Genomic DNA, 19,322 nt, shown 5'->3' with positions numbered 1-19,322 from the left:
GTCCGAGTGCCCATCACAGTATTCATCGCAGACGACCAGGCGATGGTTCGACAAGGGTTCGGAGCCCTACTCTCCGCCCAGCCCGACATCAGCGTGATCGGCGATGCGCCGGACGGCAAGATCGCCGTCGCCGAGGTCGCGCGATTGCGTCCGGATGTGGTCTTGATGGATGTTCGCATGCCCGAGATGAACGGACTCGACGCTGCCCGCCAGATTCTGTCCGCCGGATGGGAACCGCCGGTGCGAGTCCTCATGCTCACCACTTTCGACATCGACGACTACGTCTACGAGGCCCTGAGCGTCGGGGCGAGCGGTTTCATGCTCAAGGACGCACCGGCTGAGGAGCTGATTCGGGCGGTACGCGTCGTTGCCGAAGGGCAGGCTTTGCTGGCGCCGACGGTGACTCGGCGTCTGATTGCCGATGTGACCAGCCGGCGGGCGGCCCCGCGCGCACGGCCCGCAGCGCTGGACGCCCTGACCCCGCGTGAGCGCGAGGTCCTCGAACTGATCGCCCGCGGATTGTCCAACGTCGAGATCGCCGAGCGGCTGTTCGTCGCCGAGCAGACCGTCAAGACCCATGTCGGGAAGGTGCTGTCGAAGCTCGATCTGCGCGATCGCGCCCAGGCAGTCGTGCTGGCGTACGAAAGCGGGCTCGTCACGCCGGGTTAGGGGTCCCGTGCGGCGCGGCGTTGCGGCTCGGCAACGCCGCTATCCTGCGGCAATACCGTGACTGGGGGAAGATGGACACCAAGATCCACAATCCGGTCACGAGAGGTGCTGCACTATGCGAATCGGAATCCTCACGGGCGGCGGCGACTGCCCGGGCTTGAACGCGGTCATCCGCGCCGTCGTACGTACGTCGGCCGGTCGTTACGGCAGTACCGTGGTCGGATTCCGGGACGGCTGGCGAGGATTGCTCGAGGACCGCAAGGTCCCGCTCGACTCCGATGACCGCATCAACCGCATCCTCACCCGCGGCGGCACGATCCTCGGCACCGCTCGCGTGAACCCCGACAAACTCCGTGCGGGCCTCGATCAGATCAAGCAGACTCTCGACGACAACGGGATCGACGTCCTGATCCCGATCGGCGGCGAAGGCACTCTCACCGCGGCCAGTTGGCTTTCCGAGAGCGGCGTACCCGTGATCGGTGTGCCCAAGACGATCGACAACGACATCGACTGCACTGACGTGACTTTCGGTTTCGACACCGCCTTGGCTGTCGCCACCGACGCCATTGACAGGCTCCACACCACGGCCGAATCGCACCAGCGCGTCATGCTCGTCGAGGTCATGGGCCGGCATGCGGGCTGGATCGCGCTGCAGGCCGGACTGGCGTCGGGGGCACACCTCACGCTGGTTCCGGAACAGCCGTTCGACGTCGACGAGGTGTGCGCGATGGTCAAGAAGCGCTTCCAGCGTGGCGACTCCCACTTCATCTGCGTCGTGGCTGAAGGTGCGATGCCCGATCCCGCGTCGATGACCCTGCGCGAAGGTGGCATAGACGAGTTCGGCCACAAGATCTTCACCGGTGTCGCGCAGCAGCTCGGAAACGAGATCGAGCGCCGCATCGGCAAGGAAGTTCGCACCACCGTCCTCGGGCACATTCAGCGCGGTGGCACCCCGACGCCGCACGACCGCATCCTCGCCACTCGCTTCGGCGTTCATGCCACCGACGCAGCTCACCGCGGAGATTTCGGTCAGATGGTCGCGTTGCACGGAACGTCCATCGACCTCGTTCCGCTCGCCGAGGCGACCCGCAAACTCAAGACGGTGCCCAAGGAGCGCTACGAGGAGGCAGCCGCATTCTTCGGCTGAGCCGCAGACGCATAAACTGATCACCATGACTGCTGTCGATGCGCCCGACATCCTCGATTACGACGAAGTACTGACCAAGTACGAGCCTGTGATGGGTATGGAGGTGCACGTAGAACTCGGCACCGCGACCAAGATGTTCTGCCCGTGCCCCACCGAGTTCGGTGCCGAACCCAATACCCAGGTGTGCCCGGTCTGTCTGGGCATGCCCGGTTCGTTGCCGGTGGTGAACGCAGCCGCTGTCGAGTCCGCGATCCGGATCGGCCTTGCGCTCAACTGCTCCATCACGCCGTGGGGCCGATTCGCACGCAAGAACTACTTCTACCCGGATCAGCCGAAGAACTACCAGATCTCCCAGTACGACGAGCCGATCGCAACCGAGGGTTACCTCGACGTGATCCTCGACGACGGCACGACGTGGCGCGTCGAGATCGAGCGCGCCCACATGGAAGAGGACACCGGTAAGTCCCTCCACGTGGGTGGCGCTACCGGTCGTATCCACGGTGCCAGCCATTCGCTGCTCGACTACAACCGTGCGGGCGTTCCCTTGGTGGAGATCGTCACCAAGACCATCCACGGTGCCGGTGAGCGCGCACCCGAGGTTGCTCGCGCGTACGTCACGGCGCTTCGAGATCTGCTGAAGTCCCTCGACGTCTCCGACGTCCGCATGGACCAGGGATCGATGCGCTGCGACGCGAACATCTCCCTCATGCCGATCGGTTCCACCGAACTCGGGACCCGCACCGAGACCAAGAACGTCAACTCCCTCAAGAGCGTCGAGGTCGCAGTTCGCTACGAAATGCGCCGTCAGGCAGCAGTTCTCGACGCCGGCGGTGAGGTCATCCAGGAGACCCGCCATTTCCAGGAAGGCGACGGCACCACCGCAGCGGGACGCCGGAAGGAGACGGCCGAGGACTACCGCTACTTCCCGGAACCGGATCTCGAGCCCGTCGCTCCGAGCGCCGAGTGGGTCGAAGAACTGCGCGGTACCTTGCCGGAGCTTCCCTGGATTCGCCGTGCGCGGATCCAGAAGGACTGGGGAATCTCCGACGAGGTCATGCGCGACCTCGTCAATGCCGGTGCCATCGATCTGGTGATCGCGACCACCGAGGCCGGTGCTTCGCCCGAGGCAGCGCGCTCCTGGTGGCTGTCCTACCTGTCACAGCAGGCGAACACCCGTGGCGTCGAACTCGGTGCTCTGCCGATCACCCCGGCGCAGGTTGCGCAGGTCGTAGCTCTCATCGACAGCGGCAAGCTCAACAACAAAGTGGCTCGCCAGGTCGTCGATCACGTCCTCGACGGCGAGGGTGACCCGGAGCAGGTTGTCGCGGCCCACCCGGAGTTGGTCGTCGAACGTGACGAAACCAAGCTCAAGGCGGCCGTCGACGAGGCACTCGCGGCCAACCCCGACATTGCGGACAAGATTCGCAGTGGCAAGGTGCAGGCCGCCGGAAAGATCGTCGGCGACGTCATGAAGGCCACTCGTGGACAGGCAGACGCGGCTCGTGTGAAGGAACTTGTCATCGAGGCGTGCAGCTAGCGCACACTGAATTTCTGACACTGATGCCCGGCCGAATCGAATTCGGCCGGGCATCAGTGTTTTTCGCTGTCGTTTTGCCGCTGTCGGTCTACAGACCAGGGACCACAACCGCGCGGCCGCTGAGCGTTCCGGCGGCCAGTCGTCGATACGCTTCGGCGCCGTTGTCGAGACTGAAGGTCTCCACCGCGATGTCGAAGATGCCGGCGTGCGCCAGGTCGATCAATTCGATCAGCTCGTTGCGGGCACCCCAGTACGGAACTGTCACAGAAGCCTCGTAAGGACTTTGGAAGAACCCGACTTTGGCATGGGCCTGCCCGTCGCCGATCCCGACGATCGTGACGTCCGATCCGACGCCGGCGACAGCCATCGCGGTGTCGATGGTGGGCTGATAGCCGACGAAGTCGAGAACCAGTGCGGCGCCCTGACTTCCGGTGATCCTGCGGACGTTCTCGGCCGCGTCCTTGTCGGACAGAACCACTTCGTGAGCTCCTACCTTGGTTGCCAGTTCGAGCTTGTCCGCGCTCACGTCGAGTGCGATGACGGTTGCTGCCGAGAGGTGGCGGAGGAGTTGGATGGCGACATGGCCGAGACCGCCGGTACCGATGACGACGGCGTACGAGCCACCGCGAAGTTTCGGCAGTGAACGCTTGATCGCGTGATACGGAGTCAGACCGGCGTCGGTCAGCGGCACCGTCTTGACCGGATCGAGGTCGCCGATCGGGACGAGGTGGCGAGGTGAATCGACGATCATGAATTCGGCCAACGCGCCGGGTGCACCGAGACCAGGAGGATTGATGCCGAGTTCTTTTGCTCGAGAACAGTAGTTTTCGAGTCCTTGCGAGCAGTGCCAACAGCTGCCACAGCCCCAGGGTCCGTAGACGACGACATTGGTTCCGATGTCGAGCCCTTCGACGCCCTCGCCGACGGCGGCGACCCGGCCGGCGCCCTCGTGGCCGAGCGTGAGAGGAAGGCCGTAGGTGTACTGCTCCTCGGGCAGGCTCATGATGAAGTCGTCCGAGTGGCAGACGCCGGCAGCGGTGACTTCCAGGAGCACTTCACCTGGACCGGGCTCGGGTTTGGGAATCTCCGTGAGTTCGGGTTCTGCGCCGATTCTCGTGTACTGGATTGCCTTCATACCGACTCCTTTGTCGTGGTTGGGCCAACCGGTCCTGGCGAATGCGTGGTGTTTAGCCCCGCTAACAAAAGAGTACGCATCTGTGCATGTTCGGTCACGGGATCCGTGACCGAACAGACATGGCGGCTCAGTCGATCCCGCCGCTGCCACTCGGCATCGGGATCTTGACCACCTTGTCGTCGTTCGGACCCGGCTCGCCCGCGGTTTTGTTTATCGTGCTCGCCCACATCAAACCGTCGGATCCGAGTGCCAAACCGCCCAGCTGGCCGTACGTGTCTTTCGCCACTGCCGACGGCGCGGTCGTAACTGCTCCTGTTCCTGGATCTGCGGCCAGCGCCGAGATCGCTTTGCCGGCCCCCAGCGCGACAGCTACCACTCCCTGCGCCGCGATGCACCCGCCGACTCCGGGTCGGTCGGGCCACGTCCACGCGGGGGATGTCACCGTGCCGTCGGCGCCGACGCGTTGGAGGCGATCCTCGAGAGTGGTTCGGTCCGTGACCCACGTCGCGATTCCCGGATCGACGCACACGCCGCCGCCGTTTCCGATTCCGGACAGAACAACTTCCGGGCGAGGCGGCGCAGCGTTGGGTGTCAGCGATCGGACCCGCAAGAGTTTCCCCGCCAACGAGGCGGGATCCTGAGCAACCGCGGGGTTTCCGGTATCGCCTGTCAGAACCATGAGCTGGTCCGGGGCCGCGAACTCCAGTGACCCGCCGTTGCCGCTCGCGCCGCGCGGGATTCCACCGAGTACTTCCTTGGCGGTGTCACCCGGAGCGATGCGGACCACCCGGTTGTCCGTTCCGGTGGTGACGTAGGCATAGATCAGGTTGTCTTCGACAAACGTGGGGGAGAGTGCGATGTCGAGCAGGCCGCCGTCACCGCTGCCGTCGACGTCGATCTTGGCTACCTCGACCGGTGTCGTGTTGGGAGCTACCTGCATGATCCGGCCGGTCCGCCGTTCGGCAACCAGTCCGGAGTTCCCGTCCGGGAGTGTGACGAGCCCACCCGTGGTGTCGAGACAGGTTGCGATCACGGCGGTGTCGGCATCCTGACACGGTCCGAGGGGGCCGGTCCGCGGCGCCGGCGGCGTGGTCGACGGCGGCGGGTTCTCCGGCTGCACTTCCGCGCTGGCCTGGTTGGTCGGTTCGGGTGTGAACGGCGAGGCAGTCGATTCGTCGAAGTCGGCGCAACCTGCGAGCAACGATGTCCCGAGCACCAGCGCCAGTGCGCCCAGCGCTGCATGCCTACCCGTAGTCATGCCCAAGACGTTACGTAATGCACGGCAGATGCCGCCACGCCGGACCAAGGTTCCCCGTCGAGTTCGTGAATCGGTCATAGGCTCACCTACGTGACTGACGAGCGAAAAGATCCCAGCGAGTTGTCGGATGCGGACAAGCCGACGGGCAATGTGTCCAGTCCGTATGATTCGCCCACCGAACAATTTCCGACGGTGAGCGCCAAGAATCCGTTGCCGCGGACCGACGACGATCTCGATTTCGGTTCCACGAACGCCAACTCCCTGACCGAACAGATACCGACATACCGAGCACCTGGCGCGGATCAGCCGACCGTGGCTCTCGAGCGTGAGACGGCGTACGACGCTCCGATCGCCGCCGTCCCCACCGCCGAAGCCGTGGCAGGTACAACTGAGTCTCCGCGGGGCCGAGGCACTCTCGACCTCGGGTTGCTTGCACTGCGATTGGCCGTCGGTGGAACTGCGTTGGTGCACGGTCTGCAGAAGTTGACCGGTATCTGGAACGGGCCGGGGCTGAACGGGTTCGAGTCGATGCTGGCGGACGCCGGGTTCCAGCAGGCGAAGTGGATGGCGATACTCGGCGCCGTCGGTGAAGTCGCAGGTGGCGCCCTCCTGATCCTCGGGTTGCTGACTCCCGTTGCGGCAGCGTCGGTTCTGGCGGTGATGATCAATGCGTGGGCGCTGCGTCAGGCGAGCGCACCCGGCCTGGAGTACTTCGCCCCGGCCGGGACCGAGTACGAGATGCTGCTCGGAATCTGTGCGGGCGTCATCATTTTGACGGGACCAGGTCGTATTGCGCTCGACGGTCGTCGTGGCTGGGCAACTCGTCCGTTTATCGGATCGCTCGTGGTTTTGATCCTCGGTATCGCTGCCGGCGTCTGCACCTGGATCTTCCTGAACGGTGCCAATCCGCTCATCTGAAACTCGCGCCGTCGAACAAACGAACCGCCGCTCTCCGAATCGGAGAGCGGCGGTTCGTTTGTGAAGGATCAGTCCTTGACGAGTACCGGGTCGGCGTTCGCGGACGGGATGGCCGTTCCGTCCTTGAGCTTGCGACCGAGGACCGACTTGCGGTGACCGTAGGCGAAGTACACGAGCACACCGATGGCCATCCAGACGAGGAACCGGATCCAGGTCTCGACCGAGAGGTTGAGCATCAGCCAACCGCAGGCGAGCACGGCGACGATCGGAACGAACGGCACCAGCGGGACGCGGAATCCGCGCGGCAGGTCGGGGCGGGTGCGGCGAAGGACGATGACACCGACACAAACCAGGACGAAGGCGAACAGCGTTCCGATGTTGACCATCTCTTCGAGCGTGCCCATGGGGAAGAACGCTGCCAGGACGGCAACGATGCCACCGACGATCAACGTGATGCGCATCGGGATGCCCTTGGCGTTGGTCTTGGCCAGGCTGCGCGGCATGAGGCCGTCACGGGACATGGCGAAGAGGACGCGGGTCTGGCCGAGCATCATGACCATGACAACTGTCGTGAGGCCGGCCAGGCCACCGAAGTTGATGGCGGTTTGTGCCCAACCAATGCCGTTGGCCTCGAATGCGGTTGCGAGGGTGGCGCTGGAATCGCCGACCAACGGACTGCCGTCCTTGAGTTCGGTGTACTTGACCATGCCGGTCAGTACGAGTGTGACGGCAACGTAGAGAACCGTGACGATGGCGAGCGAGCCGAAGATTCCTCGCGGCAACGACTTCTGCGGGTTCTTGGTTTCCTCGGCGGTGGTGGCGACGACGTCGAAACCGATGAAGGCAAAGAACACGAGGCTGGCGGCTGCGAGCAATCCGTAAGCGCCGTAGCTACTTCCGCCTGCGCCGGTCAGCCAGGAGAACAAGGTCTGATGGATTCCGCTTGCAGAACTCTCGGTTCCTTCGGACGGCGGGATGAAGGGGGAGTAGTTCTCCTTCTTGATGTAGAACGCGCCCACGACGATGACGAGCAGGACTACTGCGATCTTGATCGCGGTGATGATCGCGGAGACTCGCGAGGAAACCTTGGTGCCGATCGCGAGGATCAGCGTGATCGCGCCGATGATGAGCAGAGCGCCCCAGTCGAAGCTGATCGAACCGATGTGGGCGGTGGTGCTTCCGCTGGCCCCGATGACGTTGCCGAGGTACAGCGACCAGCCCTTGCCGACGACGGCGGAGGCGAGAGCGAACTCGAGAATGAGGTCCCAGCCGATGATCCAGGCGGCGAACTCCCCGAACGTGGCGTAGGAGAACGTGTATGCGCTGCCTGCGACGGGGACGGTGGAGGCGAACTCCGCGTAACACAGCGCGGCGAGGCCACAGGCGATGGCAGCGAGAACGAATGCCAGTGAAATGGAGGGTCCTGCGACATTGCCTGCGGTTCGAGCAGTCAGCGTGAAGATGCCTGCGCCGATGACGACGGCGACTCCGAATACCGTGAGGTCCTTCGCGGTCAGTTCCTTCTTGAGCTTTGTCTCAGGCTCGTCGGTGTCCGCGATCGATTGCTCGACGGATTTGGTGCGCCATATGCCGACTCCGGGCATGTATTGCTCCTTGGTTGTTTCCCGTCGACCTTGTGGGTGACGGGCGGTGGCTGACTGTCGTCGTTGTGATGTGCGTCTCAGCGACCTGATGAGGGAACCACTGGTGAGCGCCGTGTGCAAGTCGGCTCGCTCGAACTGACCGAAATGATCACCTGACTGAAAGTCATCCCCCCTCATGTATCTGAATTGATCAGCTGGTGTCTGAAACCCTACGTCCAAGTGAATTCGCTCACGAGCCGGACGCGCGATTCGGTCTGAAATGTCTGATAGCTCATATCGTTCCGTTGGTGCTCCGCGTGTCGCCCGACTATTCGGTACCTGTCGGTCGGTCTTGCTGTCGATGAGTTGCACTGTCGCTGTGCCGGCACGTCCCATTTCACCCGTACGGGGCGACAGGCGAGAGGACCACCGCGTACCTGGATCCGATCGAGCGTCGATCACGCGTCGTGGCAGAGTGTGTCGGCGACGGGATGGTCGGATTGGGTTGTGGTTCAAGCTCATACAGCACCGGAGGAAGTATGGCGTGTTCGGACGCAGTCGGTCCCGCGTTCTTCTCCGAGGTGACATGAACCCGACTCTGTCGACCCTCTGCCGTGGCCCGTTGGCGAGCATTCTCGTGGAGCTGAGTTGGTTGCCGCACGTCCGACTGCCCGAAAACCTTGTGTGACTGTCACATCGGCTACGCGCGTCTCGAGCCGCACGCACGCTTACAGAAAAGATCCCCGGCCGAAAGGCGGCCGGGGATCTTTTTCGATTCGTGGCAGAACTTACGGAACGTAGCGAACCGCGCCCTTGTCGGCGGACGTTGCCAGAGCGGCGTAGGCGCGCAGTGCTGTCGTCACGGTGCGCTGACGATCGACCGGCTGCCACGGGCGCTCCGAGGCCTCCATCTTCGCGCGTCGCTCGGCGAGGACGTCGTCGTCGACCAGGATCTCGAGCGTGCGCGAGGCGACGTCGATGCGAACCTGATCGCCGTTCTGGACGAGACCGATGATTCCGCCTGCAGCAGCCTCGGGGGAGATGTGACCGATGGACAGCCCGGAAGTTCCGCCCGAGAAACGACCGTCGGTGATCAGTGCGCATTCCTTACCGAGGCCTGCGCCCTTGAGGAAGGCAGTGGGGTGCAGCATTTCCTGCATGCCGGGGCCGCCCTTGGGGCCTTCGTAGCGCACGACGAGAACGTCGCCGGCCTTGATCTTCTTCTGCAAGATGACCGAGACGGCTTCTTCTTGGGATTCGACGACGAGCGCCGGGCCCTGGAAGGAGAACAGTTCCTCGTCGATGCCGGCCGTCTTGAGGATTGCGCCGTCGAGTGCGATGTTGCCGCGCAGGACAACCAAGCCGCCTTCGACGGTGTAGGCGTTCTCGACGTCGCGGATACAGCCGCCGGCCGCATCGGTGTCGAGGGCAGACCAACGGTTGTCCGTGGAGAACGGTTCGATGGTGCGCACGCCGCCGGGAGCCGCGTGGAAGAGTTCGATTGCCTCGTCGGTTGCCTTGCCGGAGCGGATGTCCCAGTCGTCGAGCCACTGGTCGAAGCTCTTGGTGTGCACGGTGGACACGTCGGTTTCGAGGAGTCCGCCGCGGCGAAGCTCACCGAGCAGGGCGGGGATTCCGCCGGCGCGGTGGACGTCTTCCATGTGGTAGTCCGAGTTGGGAGAGACCTTGGACAGGCACGGAACCTTTCGGCTGATCGCGTCGATGGTGTCGAGGTCGAAGTCGACCTCGCCTTCCTGCGCCGCAGCCAGCGTGTGCAGGACGGTGTTGGTGGAACCGCCCATGGCGACGTCGAGAGCCATCGCGTTGCGGAACGCTGCCGGGGTCGCGATGTTGCGTGGCAGCACCGACTCGTCGCCGTCGCGGTAGTACTTGAGGGCAGCCTCGACCACGGTGGTGCCCGCACGAGAGAAGAGTGCGTGACGAGCCTTGTGAGTTGCCAGCGTGGAGCCGTTGCCCGGCAATGCGAGGCCGAGGGCCTCCGTCAGGCAGTTCATGGAATTGGCGGTGAACATTCCGGAGCAGGACCCGCATGTCGGGCACGCGCTGCGCTCGACCTCGTCGAGGCCTTCGTCCGACACGGCATCGTTGGCAGAGGCGGAGATCGCGGTGATGAGGTCGGTGGGGGCTTGGGCCACGCCGCCGACGACCACTGCTTTACCGGCCTCCATCGGACCACCGGAGACGAAGACGGTCGGGATGTTGAGGCGCATTGCAGCGTTGAGCATGCCGGGAGTGATCTTGTCGCAGTTGGAGATACACACCAGTGCGTCGGCTGTGTGGGCGTTTGCCATGTACTCGACCGAGTCGGCGATGATCTCGCGGCTCGGGAGCGAGTAGAGCATTCCGCCGTGGCCCATTGCGATGCCGTCGTCGACTGCGATGGTGTGGAACTCACGAGCGACGCCGCCGGCCGCACTGATGGCCTCGGCAACGATCTCGCCCACGTTCTTGAGATGCACGTGGCCGGGTACGAACTGGGTGTACGAGTTCGCTACGGCGACGATCGGCTTTCCGAAGTCGGAATCCGTCATTCCTGTGGCGCGCCACAGGGATCGGGCTCCGGCAGCATTACGTCCGATGGTGGTGGTGCGTGACCTCAACGGGGGCATGGGCGTGTTCCTTATGTGATCGTTGCTGGTCCACTCAAATAGAAGCGAGGGCCTTTCAACGCTACTCGCGTGCTACGGGCGCTTCTCTTCGGGCTGGTCCTGTGTGTTCTCGGCGAGCTCGGATTCTGCTTCTGCTTCTGCAGCTGCTTCTTCCTTGGCGGCGAAGGCTTCTGCGGCAGATGCATAGGGATCGGTGATGCGGCCGCCGCTGGCGATCGCGATCTCGGGAAGCCTGACGAAGCTGACCGCAGGCAGGGTCACCTCGGTTCCGTCGGTGAGTTCCGCGCGCGCCCAACTCCGCTTCGGGAAGCGGAAACCCTTGACGTCGTCCCAGGCGAGGGTGCGCTTGGAGAACGTCGAGCGGACCTCGAGGCCGTCAGGGCTGACGGTGGTGCGCAGTCGCGCGACGAGATAGACGGCGATGATCGGAAGGATCAGCAACCAGCTGAAGGCGACGGGCCACCCGAAAATCGGGAAGCTGACCGCGAACAGAAGGAACGCGCACGCCATGTAAGCGAGCTGCGAAATGCGGATGACGTGCCGAAGTGGTTTCGGCGTGTGGGATGATTGAGCCGGTGGCACGGGCTGCTGCGAAGTTGACACCTCTACATCTTCGCATTGCAGCCGATGTATCTCAGATTCTGGGACGGTCGACTCACCAAGTTTGCCGTTCGCGACTAGCGCCTCTACTGTCGAGTGCGTGAAACAGAATGAGTTGCTCGTAATCGGCCGGCGCGTCGTCGCCTGAGTCGATTTTTCAACTCACCAGATAACGACGCGCCACCCTCGCTCAGCAGATGCTGACGGGGGTTTTTTGTTGCCCGGAGCCAGAATCAGAGGATTTCCCAGTGAGCGCACCAACAGCACGGCCTCAACCCACGCCGCGCAAGTCAGGGACACCGAGCCCGACAACCGCGGCTGCCGCAACCCAGACGGCCAACCGTCGCCAGCTCCCGCCTGAGCGGGTAACCGGCGCGCAGTCTGTGGTTCGAGCCCTCGAAGAGCTCGAGGTCGACACGGTATTCGGCATTCCCGGCGGTGCCGTGCTCCCGGTTTACGACCCACTCTTCGATTCGGTCAAGGTTCGCCACGTGCTCGTGCGCCACGAGCAGGGTGCAGGCCACGCTGCCACCGGTTACGCCCAGGCGACCGGCAAGGTCGGCGTCTGCATGGCTACCTCGGGTCCCGGTGCGACCAACCTGGTCACGCCACTGGCCGACGCGCAGATGGACTCCGTTCCGATCGTGGCGATCACCGGACAGGTGGCGCGCTCGCTGATCGGTACCGACGGCTTCCAGGAAGCCGACATCTCAGGCATCACCATGCCGGTCACCAAGCACAACTTCCTGATCACCGACGCGATCGACATCCCGCGCATCATGGCCGAGGCCTTCTACCTCGCGGCCAGCGGTCGCCCCGGCGCCGTCCTGGTCGATATCCCCAAGGACATCCTGCAGTCGCAGACCACGTTCTCGTGGCCGCCGGAGATGCGTCTGCCGGGCTACCGCCCGGTGACCAAGCCGCACGGCAAGCAGGTTCGTGAAGCTGCACGTCTGATCGCCGACGCCAAGTCGCCGGTTCTGTACGTCGGTGGCGGCGTCATCAAGTCCGACTCCTCGCCGGAGCTGCTCGAATTGGCCGAGCTGACCGGTATCCCCGTCGTCACCACGCTGATGGCCCGCGGCGCGTTCCCGGACAGCCACGACCTCAACTGCGGTATGCCGGGAATGCACGGCACCGTTGCTGCGGTCGCCGCTCTGCAGCGCAGCGATCTCCTGATCACCCTCGGTGCGCGTTTCGACGACCGCGTCACGGGTCAGCTGGATTCCTTCGCGCCCGATGCCAAGGTCATCCACGCCGACATCGATCCGGCCGAGATCGGCAAGAACCGCTACGCGGACGTTCCGATCGTGGGCGACTGCAAAGAGGTCATCACCGAACTCATCGAGGCGATTCGCGCCGACATGGCCACGGGCACCACGTTCGATCTCTCGGAGTGGTGGGCGTACCTGAACGACATCCGTCGTACGTACCCGCTGAGCTACGACCGTCCCACCGACGGTCAGCTGAGCCCGGAGTACGTGATCCAGACCGTCGGCAAGCTCGCCGGACCGGATGCCATCTACTGCGCCGGCGTCGGTCAGCATCAGATGTGGGCCGCGCAGTTCGTCGGTTACGAGAAGCCGCGCACGTGGCTCAACTCGGGCGGACTCGGCACCATGGGGTACGCGGTTCCCGCAGCCATGGGTGCCAAGATGGGCATGCCCGACACCGAGGTGTGGGCGATCGACGGCGACGGCTGCTTCCAGATGACCAATCAGGAACTCGCAACCTGTGCCCTCGAAGGTATCCCGATCAAGGTTGCCCTCATCAACAACGGCAACCTCGGCATGGTGCGTCAGTGGCAGACACTCTTCTACGAAGAGCGCTACTCCAACACCAACCTCGGAACGCACGGCGCCATCCGCATCCCGGACTTTGTGAAGCTCGCAGAAGCATTGGGCTGCCACGGAATTCGTGTCGAGCGTGAAGAAGATGTCGAGGCTGCGATCCGTGAGGCGCAGTCCATCAACGACAAGCCTGTCGTGATCGACTTCATCGTCACTGCCGACGCACAGGTGTGGCCGATGGTCGCTGCCGGAACGAGCAACGACGAAATCATGGCGGCCCGGGGCATCCGGCCGCTGTTCGACGACGACGAGGCAGTTGCCGAGCCCGCCGTCATCCACGAAGCCATGTCACGCGAGCAAGCCGGACCCGCCGCGGGCACAGGGGAGGATCAGAAGTGAGCACCAGTCACACCCTCAGTGTTCTCGTCGAGGACAAGCCAGGCGTGCTGGCTCGCGTCTCCGCACTTTTCTCCCGCCGCGGATTCAACATCGAATCCCTTGCGGTGGGCGGAACCGAGATCCCCGAGATCTCACGTATGACCATCGTCGTCACGGTCGACGAGTTCCCTCTCGAGCAGGTGACGAAGCAGCTCAACAAGCTGATCAACGTCATCAAGATCGTCGAGCAGGACGGTGAAGCATCCGTCGCTCGCGAGCTCGTGCTCATCAAGGTGCGCGCTGATGCAAGCGTGCGCACGCAGGTCATCGAAACGGTGAACCTGTTCCGCGCCAAGGTGATCGACGTCTCTCCGGAGTCCGTCACCATCGAGGCGACCGGTACTCGGTCCAAGCTGGATGCACTGCTGCGGATGCTTGATCCGTACGGTATCCGGGAGATCGTTCAGTCCGGGGTCGTGGCAGTCGGTCGAGGGCCGAAGTCGATCACGGCCACCCGCTAGTACTTTTAGACACGTAAAAATCCAAGGAGAGGTTGAGAACTGTGGCAGTCGAGATGTTCTACGACGACGATGCCGATCTGTCGATCATTCAGGGCCGCAAGGTTGCTGTGATCGGCTACGGAAGCCAGGGCCACGCCCATTCGCTGAGCCTGCGTGACTCGGGCGTCGATGTGCGCATCGGCCTCAAGGAAGGCTCGAAGTCGCGTGAGAAGGCTGAAGAGCAGGGGCTGACGGTCGGTACGCCGGCAGAGGTTTCCGAGTGGGCCGACGTCATCATGGTGCTCGCACCTGACACCGCTCAGGCGAGCATTTTCACCAATGACATCGAGCCGAACCTCAAGGACGGCGACGCGCTGTTCTTCGGTCACGGCCTGAACATTCACTTCGACCTGATCAAGGCTCCGGAGTTCGTCACCGTCGGCATGGTCGCCCCCAAGGGCCCCGGCCACCTGGTGCGTCGTCAGTTCGTCGACGGCAAGGGCGTTCCCGCGCTCATCGCCATCGACCAGGATCCCAAGGGTGAAGGCCAGGCTCTTGCTCTGTCCTACGCCAAGGGCATCGGCGGAACCCGCGCAGGCGTCATCAAGACCACGTTCAAGGAAGAGACCGAGACGGACCTCTTCGGCGAGCAGGCCGTGCTCTGCGGCGGCACCGAGGAACTGGTCAAGACCGGTTTCGAGGTCATGGTCGAGGCCGGCTACGCACCCGAGATGGCGTACTTCGAGGTTCTGCACGAGCTCAAGCTCATCGTCGACCTCATGTACGAGGGTGGCATCGCCCGCATGAACTACTCGGTGTCCGACACCGCTGAGTTCGGTGGATACCTCTCCGGCCCGCGCGTCATCGACGCCGACACCAAGGAGCGCATGAAGGCGATCCTGGCCGACATCCAGTCCGGCGAGTTCACCCGTCGTCTGGTTGCCAACGTCGAGAACGGCAACACCGAGCTCGAGGGCCTGCGCAAGGCCAACGCCGAGCACCCCATCGAGGTCACCGGCAAGAAGCTGCGCGACCTGATGAGCTGGGTCGATCGTCCGATCACCGAAACCGCGTAATTCGCAGTTTCACGCTCCACGTCTCCACTGGCCTGATGCCGCGCCGGTTCAATTACGTTGAACCAGCGCGGCATTGGGCCGGAGTCGTTTTCCGGGTCGTCTGAGTCCGGATTCATATTCCGTCGAGAATTTGCCCGCGAAAGTGTCCACTATGTGGTATTGCCTACCGCGTTGTGGATTCCAAGTGAGCGCGCACTAAACTATCGGTGGTTAAACCACCTTCACACCCACCTAATCAGGGAGTTTGCACGTGAGCCAGCCTGGCCGTCCCGTTGTTCTGATCGCCGACAAGCTCGCGCCGTCCACAGTCGAGGCGCTCGGTGACGGTGTGGAGGTGCGTTGGGTCGACGGACCCGACCGCCCGGCGCTGCTCGCCGCGGTACCCGAGGCCGACGCGATTCTCGTCCGTTCCGCCACTACCGTCGACGCCGAGGTTCTGGCTGCCGGCACCAAGCTGAAGATCATCGGCCGCGCCGGTGTCGGCCTGGACAACGTCGAGATCCCCGCAGCCACCGAGCGCGGCGTGATGGTCGTCAACGCACCGACCTCCAACATTCACTCCGCTGCCGAGCACGCTGTCGCGCTCCTCATGTCGACCGCTCGCCAGATTCCCGCAGCAGACAAGACTCTGCGTGAGAACACCTGGAAGCGAAGCAAGTTCAACGGTGTCGAGATCCTCGGCAAGACCGTCGGAGTCGTCGGACTCGGCCGCATCGGCCAGCTCTTCGCGCAGCGTCTCGCTGCGTTCGAGACCACGATCATCGCGTACGACCCCTACCTGCCCGCAGCGCGCGCAGCGCAGCTCGGCATCGAACTGGTCACCATCGACGAGCTCGTCGAGCGTGCCGACTTCATCTCCGTGCACCTGCCCAAGACCAAGGAAACGGCCGGCCTGATCAACGCCGAGCGCCTCGCCAAGGCCAAGGACGGCGTCATCATCGTCAACGCCGCTCGCGGTGGTCTGATCGACGAAGATGCGCTCTACGACGCACTCGTCTCCGGCAAGGTCCGAGGCGCCGGTCTCGACGTGTTCAGCACCGAGCCGTGCACCGATTCCAAGCTTTTCGAGCTCGACAACGTCGTTGTCACCCCGCACCTCGGAGCATCGACGTCCGAGGCTCAGGACCGCGCAGGTATCGACGTGGCCAAGAGTGTTCTCCTCGCTCTGGCAGGCGAATTCGTTCCCGAGGCTGTCAACGTCTCCGGCGGCCCCGTGGGCGAAGAAGTTGCTCCGTGGCTCGAGCTCGTCCGCAAGCTCGGTCTCCTCGCTGCGACGTTGTCGCCCGAAGCTGTGCAGACCGTGCAGGTTGTCGCCACCGGCGAGCTGTCTGCCGAAACCGTCGACATCCTCGGCCTGGCTGCACTGCGCGGCGTGTTCTCCGCCAGCAGCGATGAGGCTGTCACGTTCGTCAACGCTCCGGCACTGGCCGAGCAGCGCGGCGTGACCGTGTCGGTCGAGAAGCACTCGGAGGCTCTTGCTCACCGCAGCGCGGTCGAGGTGCGTGCAGTTGCCGCCGACGGCACGGTCACGTCGGTCACGGGCGCACTCACCGGTCTGCAGCAGGTCGAGAAGATCGTCAACATCAACGGACGCAGCTTCGACCTGCGCGCCGAGGGCCACAACATCGTCGTTCACTACAGCGATCGCCCGGGCGTTCTCGGTGTCCTCGGCACCGTCCTCGGAAACGCGGGCGTCGACATCCTCGCAGCAGCACTGAGCCAGGATGCCGAAGGCGAAGGCGCAACTGTCATCTTGCGCGTCGATCGCGTCGTCGGTGACGCCGAGGTCGAGGCAATCGTCTCGCAGCTCGACGCTCGCGTCGCCCAGGTCGACCTTTCCTGATTGTTTTTGCTGTGCGCCTTTATCAACCGCCCGCGGTTGATAAAGGCGCACAGTTCTACTGAGATGAGGACTCCATGAAGCTTGCGGTCATTCCGGGTGACGGAATCGGCGTCGAGGTCACTGCCGAGGCGCTCAAGGTGCTCGGCAAGTTGGTTCCGGATCTGGAAACCACCGAATACGATCTCGGTGCCCGTCGCTACAACGCCACCGGCGAGTTGCTCCCGGCGGACGAGCTGGACCAGATTCGTCAGCACGACGCAATTCTGTTGGGCGCCATCGGTGATCCGCGGATCGTCGCACCCGGCATCCTCGAGCGTGGTCTGCTGCTGAACATGCGCTTCCAGCTCGATCATCACGTGAATCTTCGCCCCGCACAGCTGTATCCGGGTGCGCTGTCGCCGTTGGCGGCGCAGCCGGAGATCGACTTCGTCGTGGTTCGTGAAGGCACCGAGGGTCCGTACACCGGAAACGGTGGAGCGATCCGCGTCGGCACCGATCACGAGATCGCAACCGAGGTGTCGATCAATACCTGGTTCGGTGCCGAGCGCGTGGTGCGTTACGCATTTGCCTTGGCGCAGACCCGGTCCAAGCACCTCACCTTGATTCACAAGACCAACGTGCTCTCCAACGCGGGCGCAATCTGGACGCGTGCAATCGAGACCGTCGGTGCCGAGTTCCCGGACGTCGAAACCGCGTACTGCCACATCGACGCGGCCACGATCTACATGGTCACCGACCCGTCGCGCTTCGACGTGATCGTCACGGACAACCTCTTCGGTGACATCATCACCGACCTCGCCGGCGCCGTAACCGGTGGCATCGGTTTGGCCGCAAGCGGAAACATCGATGCCTCGGGTACCAACCCGTCGATGTTCGAGCCCGTTCACGGCAGTGCTCCGGACATCGCCGGCAAGGGAATCGCTGATCCCACCGCCGCGATCCTCTCGGCCGCACTGCTTCTTCGCCATCTCGGACGCGAGGACGACGCCGCTCGGGTCGAGGCTGTGGTCGCTGCCGACCTGGCTACCCGCGGCGAAGGTCCCATCTCCACAACGGAGATCGGCGACCGGATCACTGCAGCGCTGTAAGGAATTCTTTCACGAGATTGACGCGCGTGAGCCTTTCGGCTTGCGCGCGTCAGTCGTTTCCGGCACCCCGATAGACTGGCCGGCATGCGTCTTGGTCGAATTGCCAGTCCCGATGGTGTTGCGTTCGTCAGTATCGAAGGTGAAGAGGATGCCCTCGTCGCCAAGGAAATTGCGGAGCACCCGTTCGGGAACCCCACATTTACCGGCCGAAGTTGGCCGCTCGCCGATGTCCGTCTGCTGGCTCCGATTCTCGCCAGCAAGGTGATCTGCATCGGCAAGAATTATGCAGATCACATCGCGGAGATGGGCGGAGAGGCTCCCGCGGACCCCGTGATCTTCCTCAAGCCCAACACGTCCATAGTTGGCCCGGGTGCCCCGATCGTCTTGCCTCCCACCTCGAACGAGGTGCACTTCGAGGGTGAACTCGCGGTCGTCATCGGTCAACCGTGCAAGGACGTTCCGGCGGCGAAGGCGTTGAGCGTGGTCCTCGGTTACACGATCGCCAACGACGTGTCGGCGCGAGATCATCAGCGTCACGACGGGCAGTGGACGCGCGCGAAGGGCCACGACACTTTCTGCCCACTCGGCCCCTGGATCGAAACCAGTCTGGATGCGTCCGACGTCGATATCAAGACCGAGGTGAACGGCCAGGTCAAGCAGGACAGCAGCACGGCTTTTCTCCTCCACGACATTCCGAAGATCATCGAGTGGATCTCGGCGGTGATGACTCTCTTGCCTGGCGACGTCATCCTCACCGGCACCCCCGCCGGAGTAGGCCCGATCGTCGACGGCGATTCCGTGTCGGTCACGGTCTCGGGGATCGGCACGCTCACGAACCCGGTGACCGCCAAGAGCTGATCTGACCCGGTTCGTTCAGTCACGCGACTACGGAGGCCCCATCCAACCGGATGGGGCCTCCGTCGTGGTGTGAGGTCGAGAGGTGTCTGTCGCAGAAAAGTTGCAATATGGTAACTATCGCCAGTGGATTGATCGGGATTGCCAACCGACTCGAAGAAATCAGGCTCCGGGACTGACCTGCGGGTTTCATGACCCAGGCGAAGCTTCGCCTCTGATCCTCCTGGCGTTATGTCGGATTTGGCCAGGTTGGGAGAGTTCGCCATACGGTTTGCTGTCGCGGCCCGTAACAGACCAAATTCCCTGAAATGTAAC

The 19,322-nt window shown here is 63.6% G+C and carries 15 protein-coding genes; 10 read left to right on the top strand and 5 right to left on the bottom strand.

Annotation, left to right across the window (positions count from 1 at the left end; genetic code table 11):
- Window positions 1-6: 6 nt before the first annotated feature.
- The 3 genes from G4D79_RS22750 (at window position 7) to gatB (ending at window position 3,353) form a co-directional block, all read left to right on the top strand.
- The gene (locus G4D79_RS22750) at window positions 7-669 is read left to right on the top strand and encodes a response regulator transcription factor (protein ID WP_007729374.1); all 663 of its coding nucleotides are present in this window, start codon (window positions 7-9) and stop codon (window positions 667-669) included.
- A gap of 115 nt (window positions 670-784) precedes the next feature.
- The gene (locus G4D79_RS22745) at window positions 785-1,816 is read left to right on the top strand and encodes an ATP-dependent 6-phosphofructokinase (protein ID WP_019747919.1); all 1,032 of its coding nucleotides are present in this window, start codon (window positions 785-787) and stop codon (window positions 1,814-1,816) included.
- Between the two features lie 25 nt (window positions 1,817-1,841).
- Window positions 1,842-3,353: an Asp-tRNA(Asn)/Glu-tRNA(Gln) amidotransferase subunit GatB gene (gene gatB / locus G4D79_RS22740; protein ID WP_007729370.1), complete on the top strand. Its 1,512-nt coding sequence runs from the start codon at window positions 1,842-1,844 to the stop codon at window positions 3,351-3,353.
- Window positions 3,354-3,441: 88 nt separating this feature from the next.
- On the opposite strand, the gene G4D79_RS22735 is transcribed toward gatB, so the two are convergent.
- Together G4D79_RS22735 and G4D79_RS22730 are read right to left on the bottom strand one after the other, a co-directional pair.
- Entirely contained in the window at window positions 3,442-4,488 is a 1,047-nt protein-coding gene (locus G4D79_RS22735) for an NAD(P)-dependent alcohol dehydrogenase (protein ID WP_042447438.1), read from the bottom strand.
- A 127-nt stretch (window positions 4,489-4,615) separates the two neighbouring features.
- Window positions 4,616-5,746, bottom strand: a complete 1,131-nt coding sequence (locus tag G4D79_RS22730) for a sorbosone dehydrogenase family protein (RefSeq protein WP_003944688.1) — start codon at window positions 5,744-5,746, stop codon at window positions 4,616-4,618.
- A gap of 90 nt (window positions 5,747-5,836) precedes the next feature.
- On the opposite strand from G4D79_RS22730, the gene G4D79_RS22725 reads away from it, so the two are divergent.
- Window positions 5,837-6,664, top strand: a complete 828-nt coding sequence (locus tag G4D79_RS22725; RefSeq protein ID WP_003944742.1) for a DoxX family protein — start codon at window positions 5,837-5,839, stop codon at window positions 6,662-6,664.
- A gap of 68 nt (window positions 6,665-6,732) precedes the next feature.
- Here G4D79_RS22725 and G4D79_RS22720 read toward each other — a convergent pair whose 3' ends face one another.
- The 3 genes from G4D79_RS22720 to G4D79_RS22710 all read right to left on the bottom strand — a co-directional run bounded on the left by G4D79_RS22720 (window position 6,733) and on the right by G4D79_RS22710 (window position 11,459).
- Entirely contained in the window at window positions 6,733-8,268 is a 1,536-nt protein-coding gene (locus G4D79_RS22720; RefSeq protein ID WP_003944693.1) for an amino acid permease, read from the bottom strand.
- Between the two features lie 767 nt (window positions 8,269-9,035).
- Window positions 9,036-10,877 (bottom strand): dihydroxy-acid dehydratase, encoded by a 1,842-nt coding sequence (ilvD, locus tag G4D79_RS22715; RefSeq protein WP_007729361.1) that lies wholly within the window; start codon window positions 10,875-10,877, stop codon window positions 9,036-9,038.
- 72 nt (window positions 10,878-10,949) lie between these two features.
- Window positions 10,950-11,459, bottom strand: coding sequence for a PH domain-containing protein (locus G4D79_RS22710; RefSeq protein ID WP_081558792.1), 510 nt, complete (start codon window positions 11,457-11,459; stop codon window positions 10,950-10,952).
- A gap of 266 nt (window positions 11,460-11,725) precedes the next feature.
- Between G4D79_RS22710 and G4D79_RS22705 the strand changes: the two genes are divergently transcribed.
- From G4D79_RS22705 to G4D79_RS22680, 6 genes are all read left to right on the top strand, one after another.
- The gene (locus G4D79_RS22705; protein WP_037131672.1) at window positions 11,726-13,666 is read left to right on the top strand and encodes an acetolactate synthase large subunit; all 1,941 of its coding nucleotides are present in this window, start codon (window positions 11,726-11,728) and stop codon (window positions 13,664-13,666) included.
- The gene (gene ilvN, locus G4D79_RS22700; protein ID WP_003944718.1) at window positions 13,663-14,166 is read left to right on the top strand and encodes an acetolactate synthase small subunit; all 504 of its coding nucleotides are present in this window, start codon (window positions 13,663-13,665) and stop codon (window positions 14,164-14,166) included. The genes G4D79_RS22705 and ilvN overlap by 4 nt, the downstream gene beginning before the upstream one ends.
- Window positions 14,167-14,219: 53 nt before the next feature.
- On the top strand, window positions 14,220-15,221 hold the full coding sequence (gene ilvC, locus G4D79_RS22695; protein ID WP_030535412.1) for a ketol-acid reductoisomerase: 1,002 nt from the start codon (window positions 14,220-14,222) through the stop codon (window positions 15,219-15,221).
- Between the two features lie 250 nt (window positions 15,222-15,471).
- Entirely contained in the window at window positions 15,472-17,064 is a 1,593-nt protein-coding gene (gene serA, locus G4D79_RS22690) for a phosphoglycerate dehydrogenase (RefSeq protein WP_003944758.1), read from the top strand.
- A gap of 74 nt (window positions 17,065-17,138) precedes the next feature.
- Window positions 17,139-18,152, top strand: coding sequence for a 3-isopropylmalate dehydrogenase (locus tag G4D79_RS22685; RefSeq protein ID WP_003944691.1), 1,014 nt, complete (start codon window positions 17,139-17,141; stop codon window positions 18,150-18,152).
- Between the two features lie 84 nt (window positions 18,153-18,236).
- Complete coding sequence (locus G4D79_RS22680) at window positions 18,237-19,010, top strand: fumarylacetoacetate hydrolase family protein (RefSeq protein ID WP_003944722.1); 774 nt, start codon at window positions 18,237-18,239, stop codon at window positions 19,008-19,010.
- Window positions 19,011-19,322 lie beyond the last annotated feature (312 nt).

This window comes from Rhodococcus sp. WY5 (assembly GCF_018588185.1).
GTDB classification, from domain to species: Bacteria; Actinomycetota; Actinomycetes; order Mycobacteriales; family Mycobacteriaceae; genus Rhodococcus_F; species Rhodococcus_F qingshengii.
Note: the sequence above shows the minus strand (reverse complement) of the source record. Positions and strands in the feature narration are given on the sequence as shown.